Annotated in this window: 7 protein-coding genes; 4 read left to right on the top strand and 3 right to left on the bottom strand. The window is 62.2% G+C overall.

Going from position 1 to position 22,803, the window contains the following annotated elements; all coding sequences use genetic code 11:
- Window positions 1–423: 423 nt before the first annotated feature.
- Both M0D65_RS09725 and M0D65_RS09720 read left to right on the top strand, forming a co-directional pair.
- Entirely contained in the window at window positions 424–642 is a 219-nt protein-coding gene (locus M0D65_RS09725) for a hypothetical protein (RefSeq protein ID WP_091006474.1), read from the top strand.
- A gap of 83 nt (window positions 643–725) precedes the next feature.
- Window positions 726–1,718 (top strand): hypothetical protein, encoded by a 993-nt coding sequence (locus M0D65_RS09720; protein ID WP_266252468.1) that lies wholly within the window; start codon window positions 726–728, stop codon window positions 1,716–1,718.
- Here M0D65_RS09720 and M0D65_RS09715 read toward each other — a convergent pair.
- The gene (locus M0D65_RS09715; protein WP_266252467.1) at window positions 1,690–2,646 is read right to left on the bottom strand and encodes a LysR family transcriptional regulator; all 957 of its coding nucleotides are present in this window, start codon (window positions 2,644–2,646) and stop codon (window positions 1,690–1,692) included. The two genes, M0D65_RS09720 and M0D65_RS09715, sit on opposite strands and share 29 nt — an antisense overlap.
- Window positions 2,647–2,751: 105 nt before the next feature.
- Here M0D65_RS09715 and M0D65_RS09710 point away from each other — a divergent pair, with 105 nt between their 5' ends.
- Window positions 2,752–4,215, top strand: coding sequence for an alpha/beta fold hydrolase (locus tag M0D65_RS09710; RefSeq protein ID WP_266252466.1), 1,464 nt, complete (start codon window positions 2,752–2,754; stop codon window positions 4,213–4,215).
- Window positions 4,216–4,286: 71 nt separating this feature from the next.
- Window positions 4,287–4,586 (top strand): VF_A0006 family four-cysteine protein, encoded by a 300-nt coding sequence (locus tag M0D65_RS09705; RefSeq protein ID WP_266252465.1) that lies wholly within the window; start codon window positions 4,287–4,289, stop codon window positions 4,584–4,586.
- A 7-nt stretch (window positions 4,587–4,593) separates the two neighbouring features.
- On the opposite strand, the gene M0D65_RS09700 is transcribed toward M0D65_RS09705, so the two are convergent.
- Together M0D65_RS09700 and M0D65_RS09695 are read right to left on the bottom strand one after the other, a co-directional pair.
- Window positions 4,594–5,802 (bottom strand): cupin-like domain-containing protein, encoded by a 1,209-nt coding sequence (locus tag M0D65_RS09700; protein ID WP_266252464.1) that lies wholly within the window; start codon window positions 5,800–5,802, stop codon window positions 4,594–4,596.
- A complete protein-coding gene (locus M0D65_RS09695) occupies window positions 5,795–22,771 on the bottom strand; it encodes a non-ribosomal peptide synthetase (protein WP_266252463.1) in 16,977 nt (5,658 codons plus the stop codon). Before M0D65_RS09695 ends, M0D65_RS09700 begins: the two co-directional genes overlap by 8 nt.
- Window positions 22,772–22,803: the final 32 nt, after the last annotated feature.

Below are 22,803 nucleotides of genomic sequence, written 5' to 3'. Positions count from 1 at the left end.
ACGCACGGCGGTTCCCCACGAAACCCGATGAGACACCGGGCCGTCTCAAGCCAGCCCGGCCCGGTCAGGAAAGAAGGCGTTACGGAAACACAAACGAAAAGATGCTGTTTGAGTTTTGATTCGTTCTACTGGTGATTCGTCCGATTTCTGATGAACTGAAGTATCGGAGATAAAAAACGAGCGTCAAACTTTTTTTGATGGAATTTGTAATTTATTGAAGTTTAATATGCAGGAAATTGAATGTTCTTTGTAAAAAAGCAGATATGCAAAATGCACCATGCGCTCGTCATCCAATGCCCGCTTCGCTGACGACGGTTTTGCGCAGCGCGTTAGCTTCCATTTTGCTGACAAAAACGAGGCATCTGCCACGATGCCCTGCGTTGTGAGATGATGCTTTTTCATTCAACACAGGGAGGGAGTGCCATGGGAATCCTGGACACGGTTGGCGAAATCGCCGGTGCTGTTGCAGCAGTCGAGGCAGCAGAGAAAGTCGACCCGGATGCGGGTCTACTGACCAAAGGCATTGCAGCGGTTGCGGGTTTCGAAGGAGCGGGCAAGCTGGAATCGCTTCTCGACAAGAAAGAGGAAGCGCCGGCAACGGACGCGACGAACGCAACTGACGACACCGCGCCGCAAGCCTGATTGTTTTTTGCTAGATGCGTACACGGGCCAGCCGCCTCAAAAACGGCTGGCCTGTTTTTTTGCATCGAAGGAGCCGGGACGCGATGAAGAGCCATCTTATCCGCAGGCTGTGCAGGTCTGGTGCGATCGCGCTCGTGCTGTGTTGTGCCACCGCCGCCAGGGCAGAACCGGGCGGACAGATGCCGAAAGTCTGGTTCAGTATGGGCGCGATCTCATCGCCCGCGGGTCATCAAAGCTGGGACACGCTCTTCTATCAGCCGGACGGGACATGGCCCGCCTACATGGATCACGTCACTACCGTCGGTATCCTCACGCAGGCGCTGGTCAAGATACCGGATGCGGATCTGGCGAAAGTAGTCGCGCGCCTGAAGGCGAAGCATGTTGCGCTGGGCATCGAGATGCTGGCGCAGGCTTACGACGCTTCAGGTTGCGGCGGCGGAGTGGAAGGCTATTTTCCGACCGACCAGGTGGCAACGCTGGCAGCAAAACTGAAACGGGCTGGCGCGGAGGTTGGCTATATCGCGATGGACGAGCCGCTATGGTTTGGGCATTACTACAGCGGGAAGAATGCCTGTCGCTCGTCGATCGACAACGTGGCTGAACGCGTGGCGAAGGACCTGAACGAGTATCTGAAGGTATTTCCGGATGCGATCGTCGGCGAGGCCGAGCCGTTTCCGTCCATCACAGACCAGCCGACGTGGAAAGAAGACTACCGCCACTGGATGACGGCATTCCACGCGAAGGTCGGCAAACCGCTCGCATTCACCGACGTCGATATCAACTGGGGGGTGCAGCGGTGGCCATCCTCCTTGCAGGAGGTAGCGAGTTTTGCCCATGACGTCGATCTTCCGCTCGGCATTATCTACAACGCGGGACCGCCGCCTGCGTCGATGAACAACCAGGCGTGGCTCGACGCAGCGGTCCGGAACTTTACGCACATCGAGAACACCCTGCACGTCGTTCCGGACTGGGCGGTTTTCTCGTCATGGGAAAAGTATCCTGGCCACGCATTGACCGACAGCTACGGGCCCGGAGAAGACTATGTCCTCAAGCAGTACCTGAGCCTGCACCGCTGAGCGCGACGGGTACCTGAACCGAACTTGCCTGCGCCACTTCGCGCATCAACTGTCGGAACCACATCAACGCTGGATCACGCTCCTGGAACTTGTTGTACTGAACCACCTCGACAAGTTTCGGAATCGGATACGGGCAAGGCAGCACACGCAGCGATGGCGAATAGCGCTGTAGCAACGATGCAAGACGGGTCTGCAAGGTAGCGATCCGGCGCGTGCCGATCAGAAAGTGCGGGACAACGTTGAACGTCTCCACGGTCACCTCCGCTTGACGGTTGTATCCCAACGCTGCGGCTGCACGGCTGTCGGAGGTGACGATAGCGCCCCCTGCCCACTCCATGATCACGTGACCCGCGTCGAGGTATTCAGCCAACGTCAGCGTCTCGCCAATCCGGTCGTTGTCCGCGCACACAACACACGACCACGAATCCTCGAATAACAGTTCAACGGGCTGGGTCGACCCGGCGCGGAAGTCCGGCGTAATGAGCAGATCGATCTCGCCGTTTTCCAGATGCACGACACCGAGCGTTGCCGCGGTACGCACACGGAACGTCATGCGCGGCGCTTCGATGGAGGCTCGCCGCAGGACTTCGCCCAGAAATACGCTCGTCACGTAGTCGGATGTTTCCACCACGATCTTCCGGTCTGAACTGACGGGGTCGAAGGCGGGATTGTCGTTGGTGATGGACTGAATCTGCAGCAGCACCTCGCGGACCGGATGTCTCAGGCTCTCGGCTCGAGGCGTCAACACCATCGCCTTGCCGATCTGCACCAGCAACTCGTCCTCGAAATACTCGCGCAGACGCGCCATGGCGCAACTGGTGGCGGACTGGCTCAGAAATAGCCGTTTCGCTGCTTTCGTCACGCTGCATTCGTCGAGTAGCGCGTCCAGCACCACCAGCTGATTCAAATCGAGCTTGTTGAAGCGCATCGCGTCTGCCTCATGAATGGCATCAATACATGCAGCGTGGAAGATCAATTATACAAATCCCACGCTCCGAGGCATTGTTTGCGCATCAACCAAAGGAAATTTCTCGTGTCGATCTCTAAACTCATACGATTTGCCGCGGGCGTGCTTGCGGCATCGGTACTCAGCTTCTCCGCAGGCGATGTCCAGGCGGCCAACGACGTCTCATACCAGTACGCGAACATTGACGGCATCAAGATCTTCTACCGCGAGGCCGGGGACAAGTCGAAGCCGACTCTGTTGCTGCTGCACGGTTTCCCCTCGTCGTCGCACGAGTTCAGGGATCTGATTCCGCTGATTGCGCAAAACTTCCATGTCGTGGCGCCCGACTATCCCGGCATGGGTTATAGCGATGCACCGCCCGCCGACCGCTTCACGCCGACGTTCGATAACGTCACGGCAGTGATCGAAAAGTTTGTCGCGAGTCTCGGCGATCCGCATCTGATCGTGTACATGACCGACTTTGGCGGTCCGGTCGGCATGCGTATGGCCGTGCATCATCCGGAGTGGATCTCCGGACTGATTTTCCAGAACGCGATCGTCTCCGAAGCCGGCGTCGATCCCGCGCGACGTAAACGCGACGAAGCGATTTCGGGCGAGATCACACCGGCCAAGCGTGCATTGGCCGAAAGCCATGTATCGCTTGCGACTGCGTTGCTGCTCTATCAGCATGGCGCGCGCAACGCCGCGGCACTGAACCCCGATGCGTGGACCAACGACGCAGTCGCGCTAGCGAACCCCGACAGCCGCCGCATCATGACCGACCTGCAGCTCGACGTTCCGCAGAACGTCGCAGCATTTCCCGCGTGGCAGGCATATTTGCGCACGTACCAGCCGCGCACGCTCGTGGTGTGGGGCAAGAACGATCCGATCTTCCTGCCGGCGGGTGCCGAAGCCGTGAAACAGCTCGTTCCCGATGCCTCGGTCCACTACTACGATACCGGCCACTTCGCACTCGAAGAGGACCATGTCGATATCGCCGCGCAGATCAACGCATTCTTTGCATCGACGCATGTTCGAGGTCAGATCGAAACGGTTCGGGACCGTGAGCTCACCGTGTTGACCCGTGAAGGCGCACGTGTGCAGCTGACGCTACCTGGCTGGGCGCGATTCGCCGCGGTCAAGCCCTTCGATCGGGCGCTCATCAAACCTGGTAGCTATGTCGGTGCGGCCGGAACGGCGAAGGCAAACGGCGTCGAAGCGCTCGAGGTGATGGTGTATCGGGAGGAGCGGCGCGGCACTGGAGAAGGACATTACGACTGGGACCTGGCACCGGGAAGCACGATGACGGGTGCTACCGTCACGTCGGTTGTCGAGAAACCCGACGGGCGTGATCTCAACCTCAGTTATGGCGGCAACACGCTCACTGTCTCGGTGCCGAAAGAGGCGCCTGTCGTCACGTTCGCGCCTGCAACTGTCGACGACCTCAAACCAGGCGCCGCCATTTTCGCAGTTGTGGCTCCCAGCGATCACGGACAAACGAGTGCGATCAGCCTGCTGGTCGAGAAGAATGGTGTCAAACCGCCGCTGTAACTGGCGAGCCAGCGGCGCATGACGAGCTTTAAGGTGATACGATGATTTACCGTTACTCGTAAATCATGTTTATGCGAAACGCGTCCCGCTGGCTTCTCTCTGCCGCCCTGGTTTTACCGCTGCCTGCCCTGGCGTTCGGCGGCAACCCTCAATACGATCAGTGCATGCTGCTATCCCTGCGCAACAGTCAGGGCAGCGCGGCGGCAAGCATGATCAAAAGCTCATGCCAGGCGCTCTATCAAAACGGCAACATGCTGCTACCTCGTGAAGTCGGCTTTCATCAGTGCATCTTGCAGAACATGCCAGGTGTGAGAGACAACTTTTCGGTGCAGCAGATCCGGCAGACCTGCCGGAGTCTGAACCCGATGTAACGACTGCTCACAACGCGACAGCCTGCGCCGACGGCTTCATCGTCGCGAGCAACGCTTCGACCTTCACGCGATCGATCTTTGCGTCACTAAAAAACTCCGCCACTTGCGCAGCAAGCGTCGGCACGCTGTCGATTGTCGTCAGGTCTGCACGCGACGTGTTTGCGCCCGCGGCCAGTGCCGCGCAGACCGGCTGCAGATCGGCGGCCAGTGCGCTCAACCGGCATCCGTGCGGTCTGTCGATCGTGCGAAGCTCGTCGCGATTGCGGGCCGCTTCGTCGAACGCGGCCAGCGCCAGCAAGCAAGCTGTCCAGACTCTGCCGTGACTGAGAAACAACTGCGCTCCGGTCAGAAAATCCAGCCCGGCTGGCTGCAAAAACATCTGCTTGAACCCGGCAAGGCGATCCATCTCGTAGAAGTTCGGCAGCGCGCGTACCGCATTGCCTGCATCGAGGATCTGCCGCAGCTCGGGGAACCACCAGAAATTCACCGACACCGCGACATCCGCGGCCTGCACGTGATGCCACCAGAACGCCGGTAGAAACAGCAGCTCGCCGGCATCGATCGTGAAGCGCAGCGGTGACGCATCAGCGAAATCCGGGTGGCGCGCAAGATCGGGTTGCAGCGCATCGACATGCGACAGATGCGCGGTCGCCGTTTCATGGTGATAGGGATAAAGACGCTCGCTCTCGCGCGGATCGAAGATGATGAACTGCTTGCTGCCGTAGAGTTGCGCAAAGAAATTGTTCGAGTAATCGAAGTGCAACTGGGTGGTCGTCCTGCGACCGAACCACAAGTGAATGGCTGGCCGGGACGATGCAATCCATTCGGGAACGATAACGTTGTCGAGCAGTTCGGGCAGCACATCGGGTATCGACTGCTGCATTACGTAGATGTGATCGCCCGCATTCTCGTCGAGCATGCGTTGCGCGGCGGCGCCGAATTCGACCTCGGTCCGCTCGAACGCATGCGATCTGGCGCTGTCGTAAGACTGGTCGAACAGATACTGCCCGTCGCGCGAGGTGCTCATCGTAATGGGCCGCGCTTTCGCTATCCGGGCAATGTATTCAGGTGCCCAGCGCTCCGCAATCTGCCAGTCATGCAGCGCATCCGTAATGATGGCCGGCCGCCCTTGCTTGAAGAAATCAGCCGAAAATTCGCTGCGCGTCACACGTGCAATCATGGTGTCTCTCGTGTTCGTGGTGATCGTGTCAGCCATGCTCCGCGACCTCCAGGTTCGATGTGCTCAACGTATCGCTGATGCTTTTGCCCAGCACGTCTGCATGCATCTTGACGATGGTTTCATGGTTACCCGGAATCGGGATGACCGCGATGTTCGCCGGATCGAGCACCGCCTGCCAGCCGAGATCGAACGGTAGTTCCGTGTATCCTTCCAGCGGCGTGATGCTCGCGTCCTGTGCCGAATAGACATGCGCTTTCACCGCGATCGGCTTCGGCCGCCACTCGTTCATCGCATTTCCGTGTGCGACCAGCCGTTCGAGAAAGAGCCGGTTCTCATCGGCCGATTCATAGGCAAGATGCCACAGCGGATTGCCTTCGCGTTTTCTGCGTTCGATCTGTTGCACGATGCGTTCGATCAGCGCGTCCAGATCTTGTGCGCCCTCGATATCGAGTATTTGCGGATCGAAGTTCTCGAAGTTGTTGACGACAAACGAGTACAGCGTGATCAGGCTCGCGTAGTGTGCGTCGACGTTTTCCGTCCGGTAAGGCAACGTCGTGTCGAACACGCCGAGGAACTCGATCTCGTCGTGCTGCGCGATCAACTGGGTGGCAATTTCATACGCGATCAGTCCGCCAAACGACCAGCCGGCGATCCGGTACGGTCCAACCGGTTGAACCGACTTGATGATCTTGACGAAGCGGGCCGCTATCGCTTCCAGGGTTCGCGGTTGTGGCATTTCCAGTGGCAAGGGAGGCAGACCGTAGACGGGAATGGAGGCGTCGATATGTCCGGCCAGATGTTCGAAATACCACGAATAGCCTTGCAAGGTATGCGTGAGGAACAGTGGCCGCTGTGTGCCCGAGGTATTGAACGCTTCGAATTCCGCTGCAGGTTTATGCGTGCGTACGTCTCGTGACGTCTCGGGATGCAACTCCGATTCGACCAGCAGCGCGAGCTTATGCACGCTGCGCGTATCGAAGATGCTGCGCACGGTCAGCTTGACGCCCAGTTTCTCGCCGATCCGCACTGCGACCTGCGACGCCATCAGCGAATGCCCGCCGAGCGCAAAGAAATTGTCGTGACGCCCCACTCGATCCACGCCGAGCGCATGACTCCAAATCTGCGCAATCGTCGTTTCGAGCGCGCCTTGCGGTGCCTCCCAGGTCGCCGCATCGACAATGTCGGCGCCCGGTTCGAGTGCTGCCAGCGCGAGCCGGTCGAGTTTGCCGTTGGGCAACGCCGGTAACGCATCCAGTGCGACGAAGCGGCCTGGCACCATGTGACCGGGCAGGCGCTCCGACAGCCACGCATGGATCTCATTGCGATCGGGTCGCGCATCCGGAGCCGGAACGTAAAAGGCGATCAGTTGAACCGTTCCGGTGCCCAGGTCCCGACCCAGTGCCGCTGCCCTGGCAATGCCGGGATGCGCGGTCAACGCGAGTTCGACGGCTGCCAGTTCGACGCGCTGGCCGCGCACCTTGATCTGGAAATCCTCGCGGCCGAGATGCAGCAACTGACCGTCGGACAGCCATTGCCCGATGTCTCCAGTGCGCAGCAGGCGTACCCCCGATGGATGCTGCACGAAGCGCTCCGCCGTGAGGTCCGGCCGGTTCCAGTAACCGGGCCCGACACTCGCGCCTTCGATGAACAGAGCACCGGCTGTACCGACCGGTACCGGTTGCAACGCATCGTCGAGCACGTGCACACGGCAATTGGCGATCGGACGCCCAGCGGACACGACCGCCTCGCGGCCGTCCAGTCCTGCGCCTTCGCAGTAGCTGATGTCGTTCAACTCGCTGCAACCGTAGTTGTTGTGCAGCTTCGCGTGCGGGAGCAGTTCGGCGAAACGCTGACGGATGCGTCGATGCAGCGGTTCACCGGCCGTCGTCACGTGACGCAGCGACCCGAGATCGTCAGCGTGATCGAGCAGCACGGCGAGATGCGAAGGAACGAGGTTCAGACGCGTAACCTTATGCTCGCGCAATGCCGCGGCAAAAACGGGGGCGTCCTTCACGACGAGGTCGGCGAAGATTACCTGCGGCACGCCTGCCAGCAGACCCGACAGCATCTCCTTGATCGAAGGCACGAACGACATCGAGGTCTTCTGGCCGACCACCTCGTCCGCGGCGAACGGCGTGCGCTCCCACAGCGCGTGCAGGCAGTTCAAAACCTGCCTGTGCTCGACCAGCACGCCCTTGGGCTGGCCAGTCGAGCCGGACGTGTAGGCGATATAGGCGAGATCCTCGGGGCGCGATTGCACTGCGTCGAACGGAGCCGGTGCTTCTCTTTCCGCTTCGAGGTCTAGATCGAGCCGCAGCACTGCCGGTCCCGCGTCCCCTGCCGCTACCACCGATGCTGCAAGATCCGACGTGCTGATCACCACAGCCGGTTGCGCGTCTTCGAGCGTGCGGCGCACATAGGCCGCCGGGTAAGACGGATCGATCGGCACATACGGACAACCGAGCTTGAATGCGGCCAGTATCGCGCCCAGAAAATCGATCGAACGCGGGTGATACAGCGCGATCCGCATGCCCGCTTCGATGCCGCGACGGCGAAGCACATGCGCGATGAGATCGCTACGCCGGTCCAGCTCCGCATACGTTGCAGTTTCGTCTTCGAAGCGGCAGGCGAGCGCATCGGGTTGCCGCGCCCGCTGTCGTGCGAAGCGTTCCACGAGCGTGGTTTCCTCGAAAACGCGAGCGGTATCGTTAGCGCGTGCGATCAGGGCCTGCTCGATCGCTGTCGGTTCGAGGAACGCCGTCAACCGTGCTTCCGGTTCGCCGGCGAGACGCACGAGTATCTCCTGCATGACGTCGAGCATCAGGTCGATCTGCTGCTCGCCGAAACGCGCGCTGTCGAAATTCGCCACGATCTCCAGTCCGTGTGCGTCGCCGAAAACTTCCAGATCGAGATCCGACTGGGCTGGACGCGCGATGCTCTCGGGCCAGAGGTCGACCGTCAGCCCCTCCCCCCAGGCGGTCATGTCGATCGGTGGAACGGTCTGATGCCGGAGCATGATCGGCACCGGCGAACGTCCGTCGGCCTGGCGCAACGCCGGCTGCGCGGCAATCATCTGTTCGAACGGCAGCGCCTGATGATCGAGCGCGTCGAGCAGGACCCGGCGCGCCTGATCGAGCAGTTCCGCAGCACTCGGGTTACCCGCGAGATTCATGCGCAACGGCAGGATGTTGACGAAGAAGCCGATCAACGGCTCGAGCAACGGATCGTCCCGCCCGGCTGTCGTTGTGCCGATGCACAGATCGTCGCGACCGCTCTGCCGGTGACACAGCACATTCAGTGCGACGAGGAAGATCGTGAACAGGCTCGTACCGTGTTGCTGGCTCAGTTGCCCGAGCGCGGCCGCGAGGCTGTCCGGTAGCTGTCTGCGCACGATGGCAAGCGGTCCGTGCTCCGCACCCGAGGGCGTACCGGGCACAGCGAGGTCGACGGGCTCGCGATAGCCGTCCAGTGCAGCCGTCCAGTAAGCGACGTGTTCCTGCAAGTCCTGCTGTCGCTGCCAGTGTGCGTGATCGCCATATTGCAGCGCCAGCGGCGCAAGCGCCGAGGCGGCATCGAGCCCATGCAGATGCGCGATATACAGGGCGTGCAGATCGCGAACGAAGACCCCCAGCGACCAGCCGTCCGAGATGATGTGATGCATCACGATCGACACGACGTGCTGCTGCGGCGTCAGCCGTAACACGCGCACCTGCAGCAGCGGGCCGCGCCGCAGATCGAACTCGACGGTTGCGTGAGCGTCCAGCGCCGCGGCTACACCATCGGGCGCGACCTCATGCAGCGGGAGCTCGACCGGAAGCGGCGCATCGATGAATTGCGACGGCACATCGGCATCGGCGGCGAAATTGAAACGCGTGCGCAACGGCTCGTGCCGCGCCACCAGCGAATCGAACGCTCGCTGCAGCGCCGGCAGCGACAACGTGCCGTCCAGTACCAGCGCGCCGTTCATGTTGTAAGCCCGACCGCCGTCGCGTTGCTGGATCAGCCACAGCCGCTCCTGCACATACGACAGCGGGAACGTATCGCCGCGTTCTGCGCGTTCGATCGGTACGCGCAACGGGCTGGCGTTCGCCGTAGTTCCTCCGCTGCCTAACCGGGCCGCACATTCAGCAAGACTCTGGGTTTCGAACAGCGTACGCAGCGTTGCAGCATCGCCGAACCGTTGACGCAAGCGGCCAATAACCCGCACTGCGAGCAACGAATGGCCGCCCAGTTCGAAGAAGTTATCCCCGCGACCGACCCGCTCTACACCCAGCAGTTGTGACCAGATCTGCGCGAGCGCCTGCTCGACGTCACCCCGCGGCGCTTCGTATTCGCGTTGCCCGTATGCGCCGAAGTCGGGCACCGGTAACGCCTTGCGATCGAGCTTGCCGTTGGCCGTGAGCGGCATCCGCGCAAGCGCCACGTAAGCGGCGGGCACCATGTATTCGGGCAGGCTCTCGCGTAGATATGCGCGAATCGAATCGACGTCCTGCGCTTCGCCGAGGTAGTACGCCACGAGCCGCTTGTCTCCGGGTGTGTCTTCGCGTGCGATCACGACGGCGTCGCGCAGACCGTAGCGAGCCAGCTTCGTCTCGATCTCGCCGGGTTCGACACGGAAGCCACGAATCTTGACCTGCGCATCGTTGCGACCCAGATACTGGATGTTGCCATCGGGCAGATAACGCGCGAGATCGCCGGTCCGGTACATGCGCGCGTTCTCCGTCGACGAGAACGGGTCTGCAACAAAGCGCTGCGCCGTCAAGCTATCGAGGTTCAGATATCCGAGCGCGACACCGGCCCCGCCGACGTAGAGTTCACCAGGCACGCCGACCGGAACCGGTTCGCCATACGCGTCGAGCAGATAGACACGCGTGTTTGAAATCGGCCGGCCGATCGGCAGCACGTCGGCGGGGCTCGCATCTGCGCGCAATTCGTATGTCGTCGCGAACGTGGTCGATTCGGTTGGACCGTAGCAATGCACCAGATGCCGCGGTGCGCTGTTCTGCATGATCCGCTGTACGGCACGAACGTCGGCTGCATCGCCGCCGGTGAGCAGGTAGCGCAGCTTCACGAAAACCGGCGCGAGGGTATCCGCATAGGAACTCAGCAGTCCCGCGACCAGATGCAGGATGTTGACGCGCTCTTTCTGCAGCAACGCGGCCAGTTGTACCGGCGCGAGCAGATCGGCATGCGACACCACGACGAGGCAGCCGCCGTGCAGCAGTGCACCCCACACTTCCATCGTGCTGGCGTCGAACGCCGGGTTCGATGTGAACGCGATGCGGTCCTGCGCGTTGAAATCCGCGTAGCCGTTGTTGAGCGCGAGACGATTGATGCCTCGATGCGCGACGATCACGCCTTTCGGCTGCCCGGTCGAACCCGAGGTGTACATGATGTAGGCCGGCGTATCGCCGCCTGCATGTTGCAGTTGCGGTGCCGTTACGTTGTCGTTGCGTGCGTTCGCGTGCAGCAGCACCGTGTCCAGATCGATGCGCCGTGCCTGCGTACCCTGCGTACCGTCGGGCACTGCGAAATCGCTGATGGTCAGCACGCGCCGCGCGCCGCAGTCGGTCAGCATGAACGCCTGCCGGTCGGCTGGCGCGTTGCGGTCGAGCGGCACGTAGGCTGCGCCGCATTTCAGAACGGCCAGTTGCGCGACGATCAGTTCGATCGAGCGATCGAGCAGGATCGCCACCCGGTCGCCAGGCACCGTGCCCTCTTCCACGAGGCGACGCGCGGCACGATTTGCCTGCGTGTCGAGCGCCGCATAACTGAGCGACCGGTCGCCATCCACAACCGCAATTGCGTCAGGCGTGCGGGCCGCCTGTGCTTCGAACAGCGTATGCACACCTTCATCGAAAGGACATACCGTGCCGGTGGCGTTCCAGTCGTCCAGCAATTGCTTCCGCTCCGCATCCGGCAACCACGCAAGCTCGCGCATGCGCGTATGTGGCGCCCGTTCGAGTGCGGCCACGAGACTGACAAGACTGCGATGCAGATAGCCGCATATACGCTGCGCATCGAAGCGCGCGACGATCTGCGTGGTCAGGCGAAACCCATGACCGAGGTCGTCGACACTGACCGCACACGGATAGTTGGTTCGTTCCTCGCCGTCGAGTACTTCGATACCGTGCCAGCCTTTCGTCTGCCCCGTTTCCACGGGGTTCGGCTCAGCGCTATGCCGGTAATTCAGCAACGCGCCAAAGAGCGGCGCGGGCGCCGCCACGCCGCTGCATCGCTGGGCGAGTGCCAGCGACGCATGTTCGTGGCTCAGCAAGCCAGCGACACTACGGTGTGTGCGCAGCACGGCTTCCTGCACGCCCGCACTGCCTATATCTACCCGGATCGGCAGTGTGTTGATGAACAGCCCCATCGCACGCCCGGTGTTCGCTACACCTTGCCAGCGACCGAGCAGGACCGTGCCGAACACCACGTCTTCGCGACCGGCCAGCTTGCCGAGCACGTGCCCCCACGCAAGGTGGAACAGACTCGCGACGCTGACGTTCAACCTGCGAGCCTGTGCACGTAACTGAGTAGACAACGCATCGTCGACGGTGACACTGGCCGTTGCAATTTCATCGCTGTCGCTGTCGAAACCGGCGAGACCATAAGGCAGTGTCGGCTCGTCGACATCCGACAGCATCGCGCGGAAGAACGCCTCGCTCTTCTGCTCGCGTCCACCGAGGCGCGCATGCGCCACATAGTCGCGAAACGGCGGCGGCGTCTGCAGCGTCGACCACGTGTCGTTCAGATGCGCGTCGACTTCCTGCAGCAGGATATCGACACCCGTATGATCGAGCGCGATGTGATGGAACAACAGCATCAGCACCCACCGGCGGTTCGTCGCATCGTGCGCGAAATGAACGGCCAGCGGCGGCGCCTGGCGAATGTCGAGCCGGTAGTGCCGCGGGTCGAAACGCTGCAGCAGTTGCCCGGCGACATCATCTTCGTCGCCCGCCAGTTCCACTTCGTCGACCGGCAGTGTTGCTTCACGCCAGACCACCTGCACCGGTTCGCTCAAGCCTTCCCAGGCCACGCTGGTACGCAGAATGTCGTGCCGCGCGATGACGGCCCGTAGCGCGTCGACGAAGCGCTCCAGCGTCGCGCGGCTGTCGAACGCGAGCCGTGTACGCAGCAGGTACGCATCGCCGGTCGTTTGTGCGAGATGGTGATACAGCAACCCTTCCTGCAGCGGCGCCAGCGGATAGATGTCCTGCACGTTGGCCGCGCCGCCCGACACGGTCGCGACAATCGCATCGATATCGGGCTGACTCAGATCGACGAGGGGCAGCATCGACGGTTCGATGTGACTCGCGTCTGATGCGATCAGGTTTGGCGGTACCGTCACCTCGTCGGTTTCGCCGAGCGCAGCGGCAAGATCGGCCAGCGTCGGCGCACTGAATAGCGCCTGGACGTCGGCGTTCAGACCGGCCCTGCGCATCTGCTCGACAAGACGTACTGCGAGCAGCGAGTGCCCACCGAGTTCGAAGAAGTTGTCGTGGCGGCTCACGCGCTCGACGCCCAGCAGCGTCTGCCAGATGTGCGCCAGCGTCTGTTCGGCTGCGCCTTGCGGCGCTTCATGGTCGCGCGACGCGTAAGCGTGCGCATCGGGTGCAGGCAACGCCTTGCGATCTAGCTTGCCGTTCGGCGTAAGCGGCATCTGCTGCAGCGCCACGTATGCGGACGGCACCATATGGCGCGGCAGCGACTGCGACGCGTGTGCGCGCAGTGCATCCGTTGCATCGGCACCGTCCGCGCTCGTGTAGTACGCAACGAGCCTCTGGTCGCCAGGGGCATCTTCACGTACGAAAGCAGCTACCTCGCGTATGCCCGCCACTTCCGACAGCCGTGTTTCAATCTCGCCCAGCTCGATACGGAAGCCGCGGATCTTCACCTGATCGTCGTTGCGCCCCAGGTATTCGACATTGCCGTCTACGAGCCAGCGACCCAGGTCGCCGGTGCGGTACATGCGTGCCGACGGATCGGCGGCGAACGGATCGTGCACGAAGCGCTCCGCGGTCAGCTCCGGACGATTCAGATAGCCGCGCGCAACCTGTGCACCGCCGATGTGGATCTCGCCCGCCACACCGATCGGCACCGGCTGCCCCTGGCCGTCCAGAATGTAGAGCCGCGTGTTTGCGATCGGCCGGCCGATGTGCAGCACGGCGTCGCCCCGTTGCAGCAGACCGGATGTGGCAACCACGGTGTTTTCCGTCGGACCGTAATTGTTGACGAGCGACTGCCCTTCGGGCATCGCATCGGGCCAGCGCTTCAGCCGGTCTCCGCCGATCAGCACCGTGTGCGCATCCGGGTTCGCATAGCCGCTCGCATAGGCCAGCTCCGCCAGTGGCGTAATCAGGAAGCTGACGTCGAGCTTCTGCGCGTGCCACCAGCGCAGCAGGGACTGCGGATCACCGGCCGTCGATGCCGGCGGCAACAGCACGGTTCCGCCGCCGCACAGCACCGGCCAGATCTCCCACGCGCTGCCGTCGAAAGCGATACCGGCCGTCGCGCTCGACCGGCTGCCCGGTTGCACGCCGAATGCACGGTTGTGCCACGCCACCAGGTTGCCGAGGTTGCGATGCTCGACCATCACACCCTTCGGTTGTCCCGTTGAACCCGACGTGTAGATCACGTACGCGAGGTGTCGCGTGTCGAGTGTGGCGAGGTCCGGGTTGTGCGTCGAGGTTTCATCCGCCGTAGGCGCATCGTGCGTATCGATGTCGATTCGCGGGACATCGCCTGCATCAAGAAGGCTCGCCGTTCGCGCACGCGTCAGCACTGCCGCGGGGGCGCTGTCGTTCAACATGTAGGCGAGCCGCCCGGCCGGATAGCCGGGGTCCATCGGCACGTAGCCTGCACCGGACTTCAGGATCGCCAGCAACCCGACGATCAGTTCCGGACTGCGCTCCACGCAGATCGCGACCCGGTCGTCCGGTTTCACACCCAGCGCGATCAGGCGATGCGCGAGGCGGTTGGCCCACACGTTCAATTCGCCATACGTCAACGATCGCTCTTCGTACGTGAGCGCGACTGCTTGCGGGTTCTGCGCCGCCTGCGCCTCGAACGACCCATGCACCGTGCGATCCTGCGGCGAGCCAGTCTGCGTCGCGTTGAATGTTTCGAGCACCTGTCGACGTTCATCCAGCGGCAGCACCGTCAACGCACGGACCGACGTCTGCGGCGCGTTTTCCAGCGCGTCGACCAGACTTTCCAGCGCGGTACGCATATGGCCACATACGCGCTGTGCGTCGATCCCGGCCAACGCCTGTACGGTCAACCCGAAGCCCACACCAAAATCGTCCACCGACAGCACGAGCGGATAGTTGGTCCGCTCATGCGATTCGAGCATCTCGATGCCCTGCCACGTCTGCTGTCCCGCGACCAGCGCCTCGTGTCCGTCGCCATGGCGATAGTTGAGCAGCGCGCTGAAGAGCGGCGCAGGCGCCGCCACACCGCTGCAACGCTGCGCCAGTGCAAGCGATGCATGTTCGTGTTCGAGCAGCGCCGCCAGTCGCGCGCCGGTCTCCTTGACCGCGGCTCGCACCCCCTGCGCTCCTGCGCTGACTCGCAACGGCAACGTGTTGATAAAGAGCCCCAATGCCCGGTCTGTGCCTGACGTCCCCTGGAAGCGGCCCAGCAGCACGGTGCCGAACACCACCTCTTCGCGTCCCGACACTACCGAAAGCACGCGCCCCCATGCAAGATGGCACAGGCTCGCCGCACTCACGCCCAGTTGCCGCGCCTGCGCACGCAAACGACCGGCCAGTTCCACCGAAAGCGTTTCGCTGCGCTCGGCGATATCGCCGCCATCGCCTTGCACCTCGCCGCGACCGAACGGCAAGGTCGGCTCGTCGATCGTCTGCAGCATCTCGCGGAAGAATGCTTCCTGAGCTTCACGTCCTGCACTGCGCCGCGCGCCGTGCATTGCCTGCGCAATGTACGCGCGATAAGGCATCGGCTCGGGCAACGACGCAGCTTCATTCTGCAGATACGCTTGCACTTCCTGCTGCACGACACCAAGCGCCGCATGATCGAGCGCCATGTGGTGGAACCGCAGCATCGCGACCCAGCGACCGTGCTGCGAGTCTTGTGCATAGGCGAGCCTCATCAGCGGTGCCTGGCGCACGTCCAGCCGGGTTTCGCGCGTGTCGAAACGCGTCTGCAACTGCTGCGCGATGTCCCCATCGTCGGGGTTCAGCGCAATCTCGTCGAGACCCAGCGATGCTTCACGCCACACCACCTGCACCGGTTCGTCGAGCCCTTCCCACACAATCGCCGTACGCAGGATGTCGTGCCGCTCGATCACGCGCTGCAACGCGCGTGCGAAGCCATCCAGATGCGCACGGCTAGCGAAACCGAACAGTCCGTGTAACACGTACGGATCACCTCGCGATGCCGAACGATGGTGATACAGAATCCCTTCCTGCAGCGGTGCGAGCGGATAGATGTCCTGCACGTTGGCCGCACCACCCGGCACGGTGGCCACGATCACATCGATCTCGTGTTGCCTCAGTGCAATGAGATTCAGCAACGCGGGGGTGATGTGCCGCGTTCCCTGTGGAATCAGGTTAGGCGGAATCTCGACTTCGATATGTGTGGCTCGCGCGTCCGCTTCGGCAGGCGCATCCGCATACACGGCAAGTTCGGCCAGCGTCGGCGCGGAGAACAGCGTGCGAATATCGGCACGCAGCCCCGTTGCCCGCATACGTTCGATCAGGCTCACCATCAGCAGCGAGTGGCCGCCCAGTTCGAAGAAATTGTCGTGACGGCCGATACGCTCCACCTTCAGGACCTGCGACCAGATCGCTGCAAGTGTCTGTTCAATGCCGGTTCGCGGCGCTTCGTACTCGCGCCGGACATACGCATCGCTATCCGGTGCCGGTAGAGCCTTGCGATTCAGTTTGCCGTTCGGCGTAAGCGGCAGATGTTCCAGGTGAACATAGGCCGCCGGCACCATGTATTCGGGTAACGTCTCCGCCAGATGAGCGCGCAGTTCCTCAACGCCGATCGGCTCACGGGTCTGGCTCGATGCTGCGCCCAGCGTGTAGTACGCGACGAGCCGCCGGTCCCCTGCACCGTCTTCACGCGCCATCACCACGGCCTCGCCGACTGCCGCGTGCTGCGCCAGTCTCGCCTCGATCTCGCCGAGTTCGATGCGGAATCCGCGAATCTTGACCTGATCGTCGTTGCGCCCCAGGTACTCGATATTCCCATCCGGCAGATAGCGAGCCAGGTCGCCGGTCTTGTACATCCGCGCGCCCGGCACGTCGCTGAACGGATCGTCGACGAATCTCTGCGCCGTGAGTTCGGGCCGGTTCAGATAGCCGCGCGCGACCTGAACGCCTGCGATATGCAGCTCGCCCGCCACGCCCACCGGCACGGGTCGGCCCGCACCGTTCAGCAGGTAGACGCGTGTATTGGCGATTGGTTTGCCGATCGACGGTACCGGTGCATGTTCGTCGCATGTCCAGGCGGTTACGTCGACCGCGGCTTCCGTCGGACCGTAAAGATTGAGCAACGGCGTCGCGCGGAGTTGCGTCTTGAACCGGCGAATCAACGCACCGGACAGCGCCTCGCCGCTACAGAACACGCGCCTCAAACTCTCGCACTGCCCGGCGTCGCCCTGTGCCAGGAACACTTCCAGCATCGACGGTACGAAATGCAGCGTAGTGACGCGTTGTGCCTGAATCAACGACTTCAGATACGCCGGGTCTTTGTGTCCCTGCGGACTCGCCATGACGATCCGCGCGCCCGCAAGCAGCGGCCAGAAGAACTCCCACACCGAGACGTCGAAGCTGAACGGCGTCTTCTGCAACACGACATCGTCGGCGGCGAGGCCGTAGGTCTGCTGCATCCATTGCAGACGATTGACCACAGCGCCGTGTTCGTTCATCACACCCTTGGGGCGTCCGGTGGAACCCGACGTGTAGATCACGTAAGCGAGATGCGTGCGCTTCAGCTCTGTCTGCGTGGCAGGCAGATTGTGCGTCTGCTGCTGTTCCCACGGACGGGATGGGCCGTCGAGCTCAAGTACCGGCACGCCCGCCTGTGCGTCCAGCAGCGCGCCCAGCCGTTGACGCACGGCTTGCTGCGTGAGCACGGCCGACGGTGCCGCGTCTTCCAGCATGAAGCTCAGTCGCTCCTCGGGATAGTCCGCATCGAGCGGCACGTATGCGCCCCCGGCCTTGAGCACCGCAAGCAGTGCCACCATCATGTCGATGCTGCGCTCCACACAGATCGCTACCCGCGTGTCTGGCCCGATGCCCAGGGTTCGAAGATGATGTGCGAGACGATTCGCGCGCTCGTTGAGTTCCCGATAACTAACGTGCTGCTGTTCGACGACCAGCGCAACCGCATCGGGTTGACTGGCCACCTGTGCCTCGAACAACTCGTGAATGCACGCGTCACGCGGATACGGCACATCGGTATCGTTCCACGCAACCAGTACCTGCTCGCGCTCCGCGTCGGACAGGAAATCGCCCGGGCTGTGATCGGCATGTTCATCGGCGGCAATCGCTTCGAGAACCGCGGCGTAGTAGCCGAGAATCCGCGCTCCCTGCGTCGCCGACAGACGTGTCGCATCGAGCCTGATATCCAGCAGGAGTTCGCTCGACGTATCGGCGAAATTCACCGAAAGTGCAAAGTTCGTTGCCTCGAAGCCACTACCGCCGTGCGCTGCGAAACCGGCATCTTTTTCCAGCGTTTCGTACACGTGGAAGTTGACGTAGTTGAACGCGACTTCGTAGAGCGGCGCACGATCGTTATCGAGTTGCAGCTGAAAGTAGGGGTAATGCCGGTACTGGATCACCGCCAGTTCCGTCCTGAACGTCTGCTGGATCAAACTGGCCCAGCTGGCGGGCTCCAGTGTCTGACGCAAAGGCAGCGTGTTGAGAAACAGACCCAGCACCTTCTCGCCGTCAGCCTGCTCCTGGCGGACATTCGAAACAAGACCGGTGGTGACGTCGGTTTTCCCGGCCAGCATGGACAGTACCCGCAAATGGGCGCTCAGCAGCACGCTGCGCATCGGTACGCCCAACCTGTTCGCCAGTTCTCTTAGCCTCGCGCGAACTTTTTCGTCTACGGCAACGCGCAGATCGGGTCGCGCGGCAGCCCGACTGGCTGGAGCATCGCCAGGCGGTAACGCGCTGAACGAGTGGCCGTCCAGGTAGGTGCGCCAGAAGTCCCGGTGTTCCAGCGAGGCCAGTGCACTTCGCTCCGATTCGACGGCAACGCGCGGGCTGCGGGCGAGCGGCGTCAGGACCAGGCTTGTCTGCTCACTCGCCAGCAATGCCAGGTACGCCTGGAACAGCTCGGTATTGAGCGAGGCGACACTCCATCCGTCGAGGATCGCGTGATGAAAACTCAACGTGTATTGAATGTCGCTGGCACTGCGCAGATGGATGAACACGCGCAGCAACGGTGCGGTGTCCAGCGCAAACGTGGTTTTCCGCTCTGCCTCTATAAACGCTGCCAGCTGACGCTCCTGTTCCGTGTCGTCATGCATCGACAGATCGATGACGGTCAACGGCACATGGCCATCGGCGTGTACCAGTTGCAGCGGCTCGTCGAAACGCTGGAAGTCGAAAGACGTACGCAGCACCGGATGCTTGCGGGCCAACGCATCGAGCACGGCACGCAGCTTTGCTTCATTCCATTGCGGAACGCCGAAGCGATAGCTGAACACATCGTGATACAGCGCGGCATCTTCGGCAGCGTGCTGGTTGTGGTAGACCATCCCCGTTTGCAGCGAAGTCAGCGGATAGGCTTCTTCGACGCTTGCGGGCAACCTGGCCGCATCGGCGGGACTCAGCTGCAGCAGCGATGTTTGCGGGGCCGTAGTAGTTTCGTCGAGCGACAGCGCCTGCGCCAGGTCAGCGATGGTCGGATGCGAAAACAGATCGACCAGTGCAAATTCGAGCCCCTGCTCTTTTGCCTTCGATAGCACCGACACCGCGCGGATCGAGTCGCCGCCCGATGCGAAGAAATTGTCGTGCACGCCCACTCTGTCCAGTCGCAGCACCTGCGCCCAGATGGCGGCCAGCCGCTCTTCGATAGCCATGCACGGCGCGACATACTGCTGCTGATTCACCGTTTGCGCCGGACGAGGCAGCGCCTTCTGGTCGACCTTCCCGTTGGCGGTCAACGGGAAACGCTCCATCGGTACGAAGTGAGCCGGCAGCATGAAGTCCGGCAACGTCCGCGCAAGTCCGGCACGCAGCGCGGTGCCATCGGGTTCCGCATGATCGCTGTCGAAGACGAGGTAGGCCACGAGTTGCTTCTCGCCCGGCTCGTCCTCGCGAGCCAGTACGAGCGCCTGACGCACACCGGGCAATGCCGACAGTGCAGCTTCGATCTCGCCGAGTTCGATTCGAAAACCGCGAATCTTGACCTGCGAGTCGATTCGTCCGAGATACTCGAGCTTGCCGTCAGGCAGAAACCTCGCGAGATCGCCGGTTCGATAGAGACGCGCGTCGCGCTGCTCGCCGAACGGATTCTGAATGAAGCGTTGCGCGGTGAGTTCGGGCCGATTCAGGTAACCGCGTGCGAGACCCGCACCGCCGATGCACAACTCGCCCGGCACGCCGACAGGCATCGGGTTCAGATATTCATCGACGACATAGGCCGAGAGATCGGGAATCGGCTGTCCGATGCACAAGGGCGTGCCAACCGCGCCGTTCAACGGCCAGTATGTGACATGCACCGTCGTCTCGGTGATGCCGTACATATTGACCAGTTGCGTGTGCGTGTTGCGCGGGTCCTCGTACCACGGCCTGAGCATGCCGACTTCGAGTGCCTCCCCGCCGAAGATAACGTGCCGCAACCGATGCGTGCCTTCGCTTTCCGCCTGTGCTGCGATCAACTGGCGGAATGCCCCCGGAGTCTGGTTCAACACCGTCACGCCTGTCGTGCACAGCAACGCGTAGCATTCGTGCGGCGAGCGGCTCGTCAGTTTGGGCACGACGACCAGTCGACCGCCATGCAGCAGCGCACCCCAGATCTCCCATACCGAGAAGTCGAATGCAAACGAATGGAACAGCGCCCACACGTCTTTAGCGCCGAAGCCAAACCAGGCGTCGGTCGCGGCGAACAACCGCGTCACGTTGCGGTGCTCGATCATCACGCCCTTGGGTTGCCCCGTCGAACCCGACGTATAGATCACGTACGCGAGATGCCGGGCGCTTAAACCCGCTACGACCGGGTTATGTGCCGGCTGATCTGTCGACGCGCCCGCACCCAGTTCGATCACCGGCATCGACAGCTCACCGAGCACGCTCCGGGTTTCCGCCTGCACCAGCACCGCGAGCGGCGCACTGTCCTGCAACGTGTAGGCGAGCCGATCGACCGGATATGCCGGGTCCAGCGGGACGTATCCCGCGCCCGCCTTCAGGATGCCGAGCAACCCCACGATCATGTCGAGGCCGCGTTCAACGCAGATCGCCACCCGGTCGTCGGGTTGCACACCCAGCGCGATCAACCGGTGTGCGAGCCGGTTGGCTCGCGCGTTCAGCCCGGCGTACGTCAGGCGCTGTCCTTCGTACTCCACCGCGATCGCGTCGGGCGTCTCCTGCACCCGCGCTTCGAACAGGCGATGTATCGGCTCGTCGCGCCCGTACGTCGTGCCGTTTGCGTTCCATTGCAACATCTGGTCGACTTCAGCCGGTGTCGGCAGCACAAACCGGGCCAGAGGGACAGTCACGTCGTCGAGTACCTGCTTCAGCAAATGCTCGAATCGCAGGCCAATGCCCGTGACTTCGTCGTGCTCGAAATACGCGCGGTTGTACATGAAATGCACCCACACGTTTTCGTCGAACCGGTTTTCGCGGATATGCAACGCCAACGGCAACTGTTCGTGGCCGTTCGAGCACATGTTGATCTGCGCAACGCCGTCGCCGAAGCGCAGGTCGTAGTCATCGCGCTCGTACGACACCGTCATGTCGAACACCTGCGCCCGTTGCGATTGCCACAATCCGAGCGCGCGGTTCAGCTCACTGACGGGAAACCGCTGATGCCGGTAGTCCTGCTTGAGCACCTGTCCGAGCGACCTGAGCAGTTCGTCGAAACGTAGTGTGCTGTCGAACTGCAGCCGCACGGGGCTCACACCCGCGAACAGCCCTGCCGTTGATTTCATCCGCGCATTCGAGCGGTTCAGGATCGGCAGACCGATCGCCAGATCTTCCCGTTGCGTCGTCCGCGAAAAATACACATATAGCAGCCCAAGCATGACGTGAAACGGTGTCGAGCCACATCCCTGCGCGAGCCCGACGATGCGCTCGTAAAACGTGCGCGACAGGCGCAATGCGTAGTGTCCGCTCGGCGCAACCGATGTACCAAAACGCTCGCGATAACGCGGTGCGAACAGCGGGTCGGGCACCGAGCGGTATTTGTCGAGCCAGTATGCGCGCTGCCGTTCGAACTGCGGCGAATCGCGGAACGCGCGGTCCTGATCGATGAACTCGGTATAGGACGGCGCGGACATATCGGGCTCTTCGTTCGCTGCCAGCGCGCTGTAGAGCGAACCGAGCGAATCGACGAGCATCCCGATCGCCCAGCCGTCGACGATCAGGTGATGGAAATTCAGCGTGAAGTAAAAGCGCGTGTCGTTCAGCTTCAGCAGTTCGAAGCGAAAAAGCGGTTCGCCGTTGAGCGAAAACGGAATAGCCAGTTGCTGCTGTGCCCAATTGAGCGCTGCGGCGGCAGGGTCGTCGGTGGTAGAGAAATCGCGCAGCGGGACCTGCACGCTCAACGTCTTCGCGATCGCCTGGTGCGGCACACCCTCTTCGCCGTTGCCCGGCACTAGCACGATGCGCAACGCGTCGTGCTTCTTCACGAGCAGATTCACCGCACGCTCGAAGCGGACTGGATCGACCGGGCCGTTGATCTGTGTGTACCCGCCGATCTTGTAGATCGGCGCGTTTTCTCCATGCACGGACTGATCTAGCCAGATCTCTCGTTGCGCGGCAGTGAGCGGATGAATCTCGCCCAACAGGACTGTCTGGTTCAAAGCGGTATCTCCGTGACGCCACCAGGCCCGGG

Origin of the sequence: Paraburkholderia sp. CHISQ3, from assembly GCF_030464945.1 — a bacterium.
GTDB lineage: Bacteria > Pseudomonadota > Gammaproteobacteria > Burkholderiales > Burkholderiaceae > Paraburkholderia > Paraburkholderia megapolitana.
The sequence above is the reverse complement of the archived record's forward strand: the minus strand, read 5'-3'. Positions and strand labels throughout refer to the sequence as shown.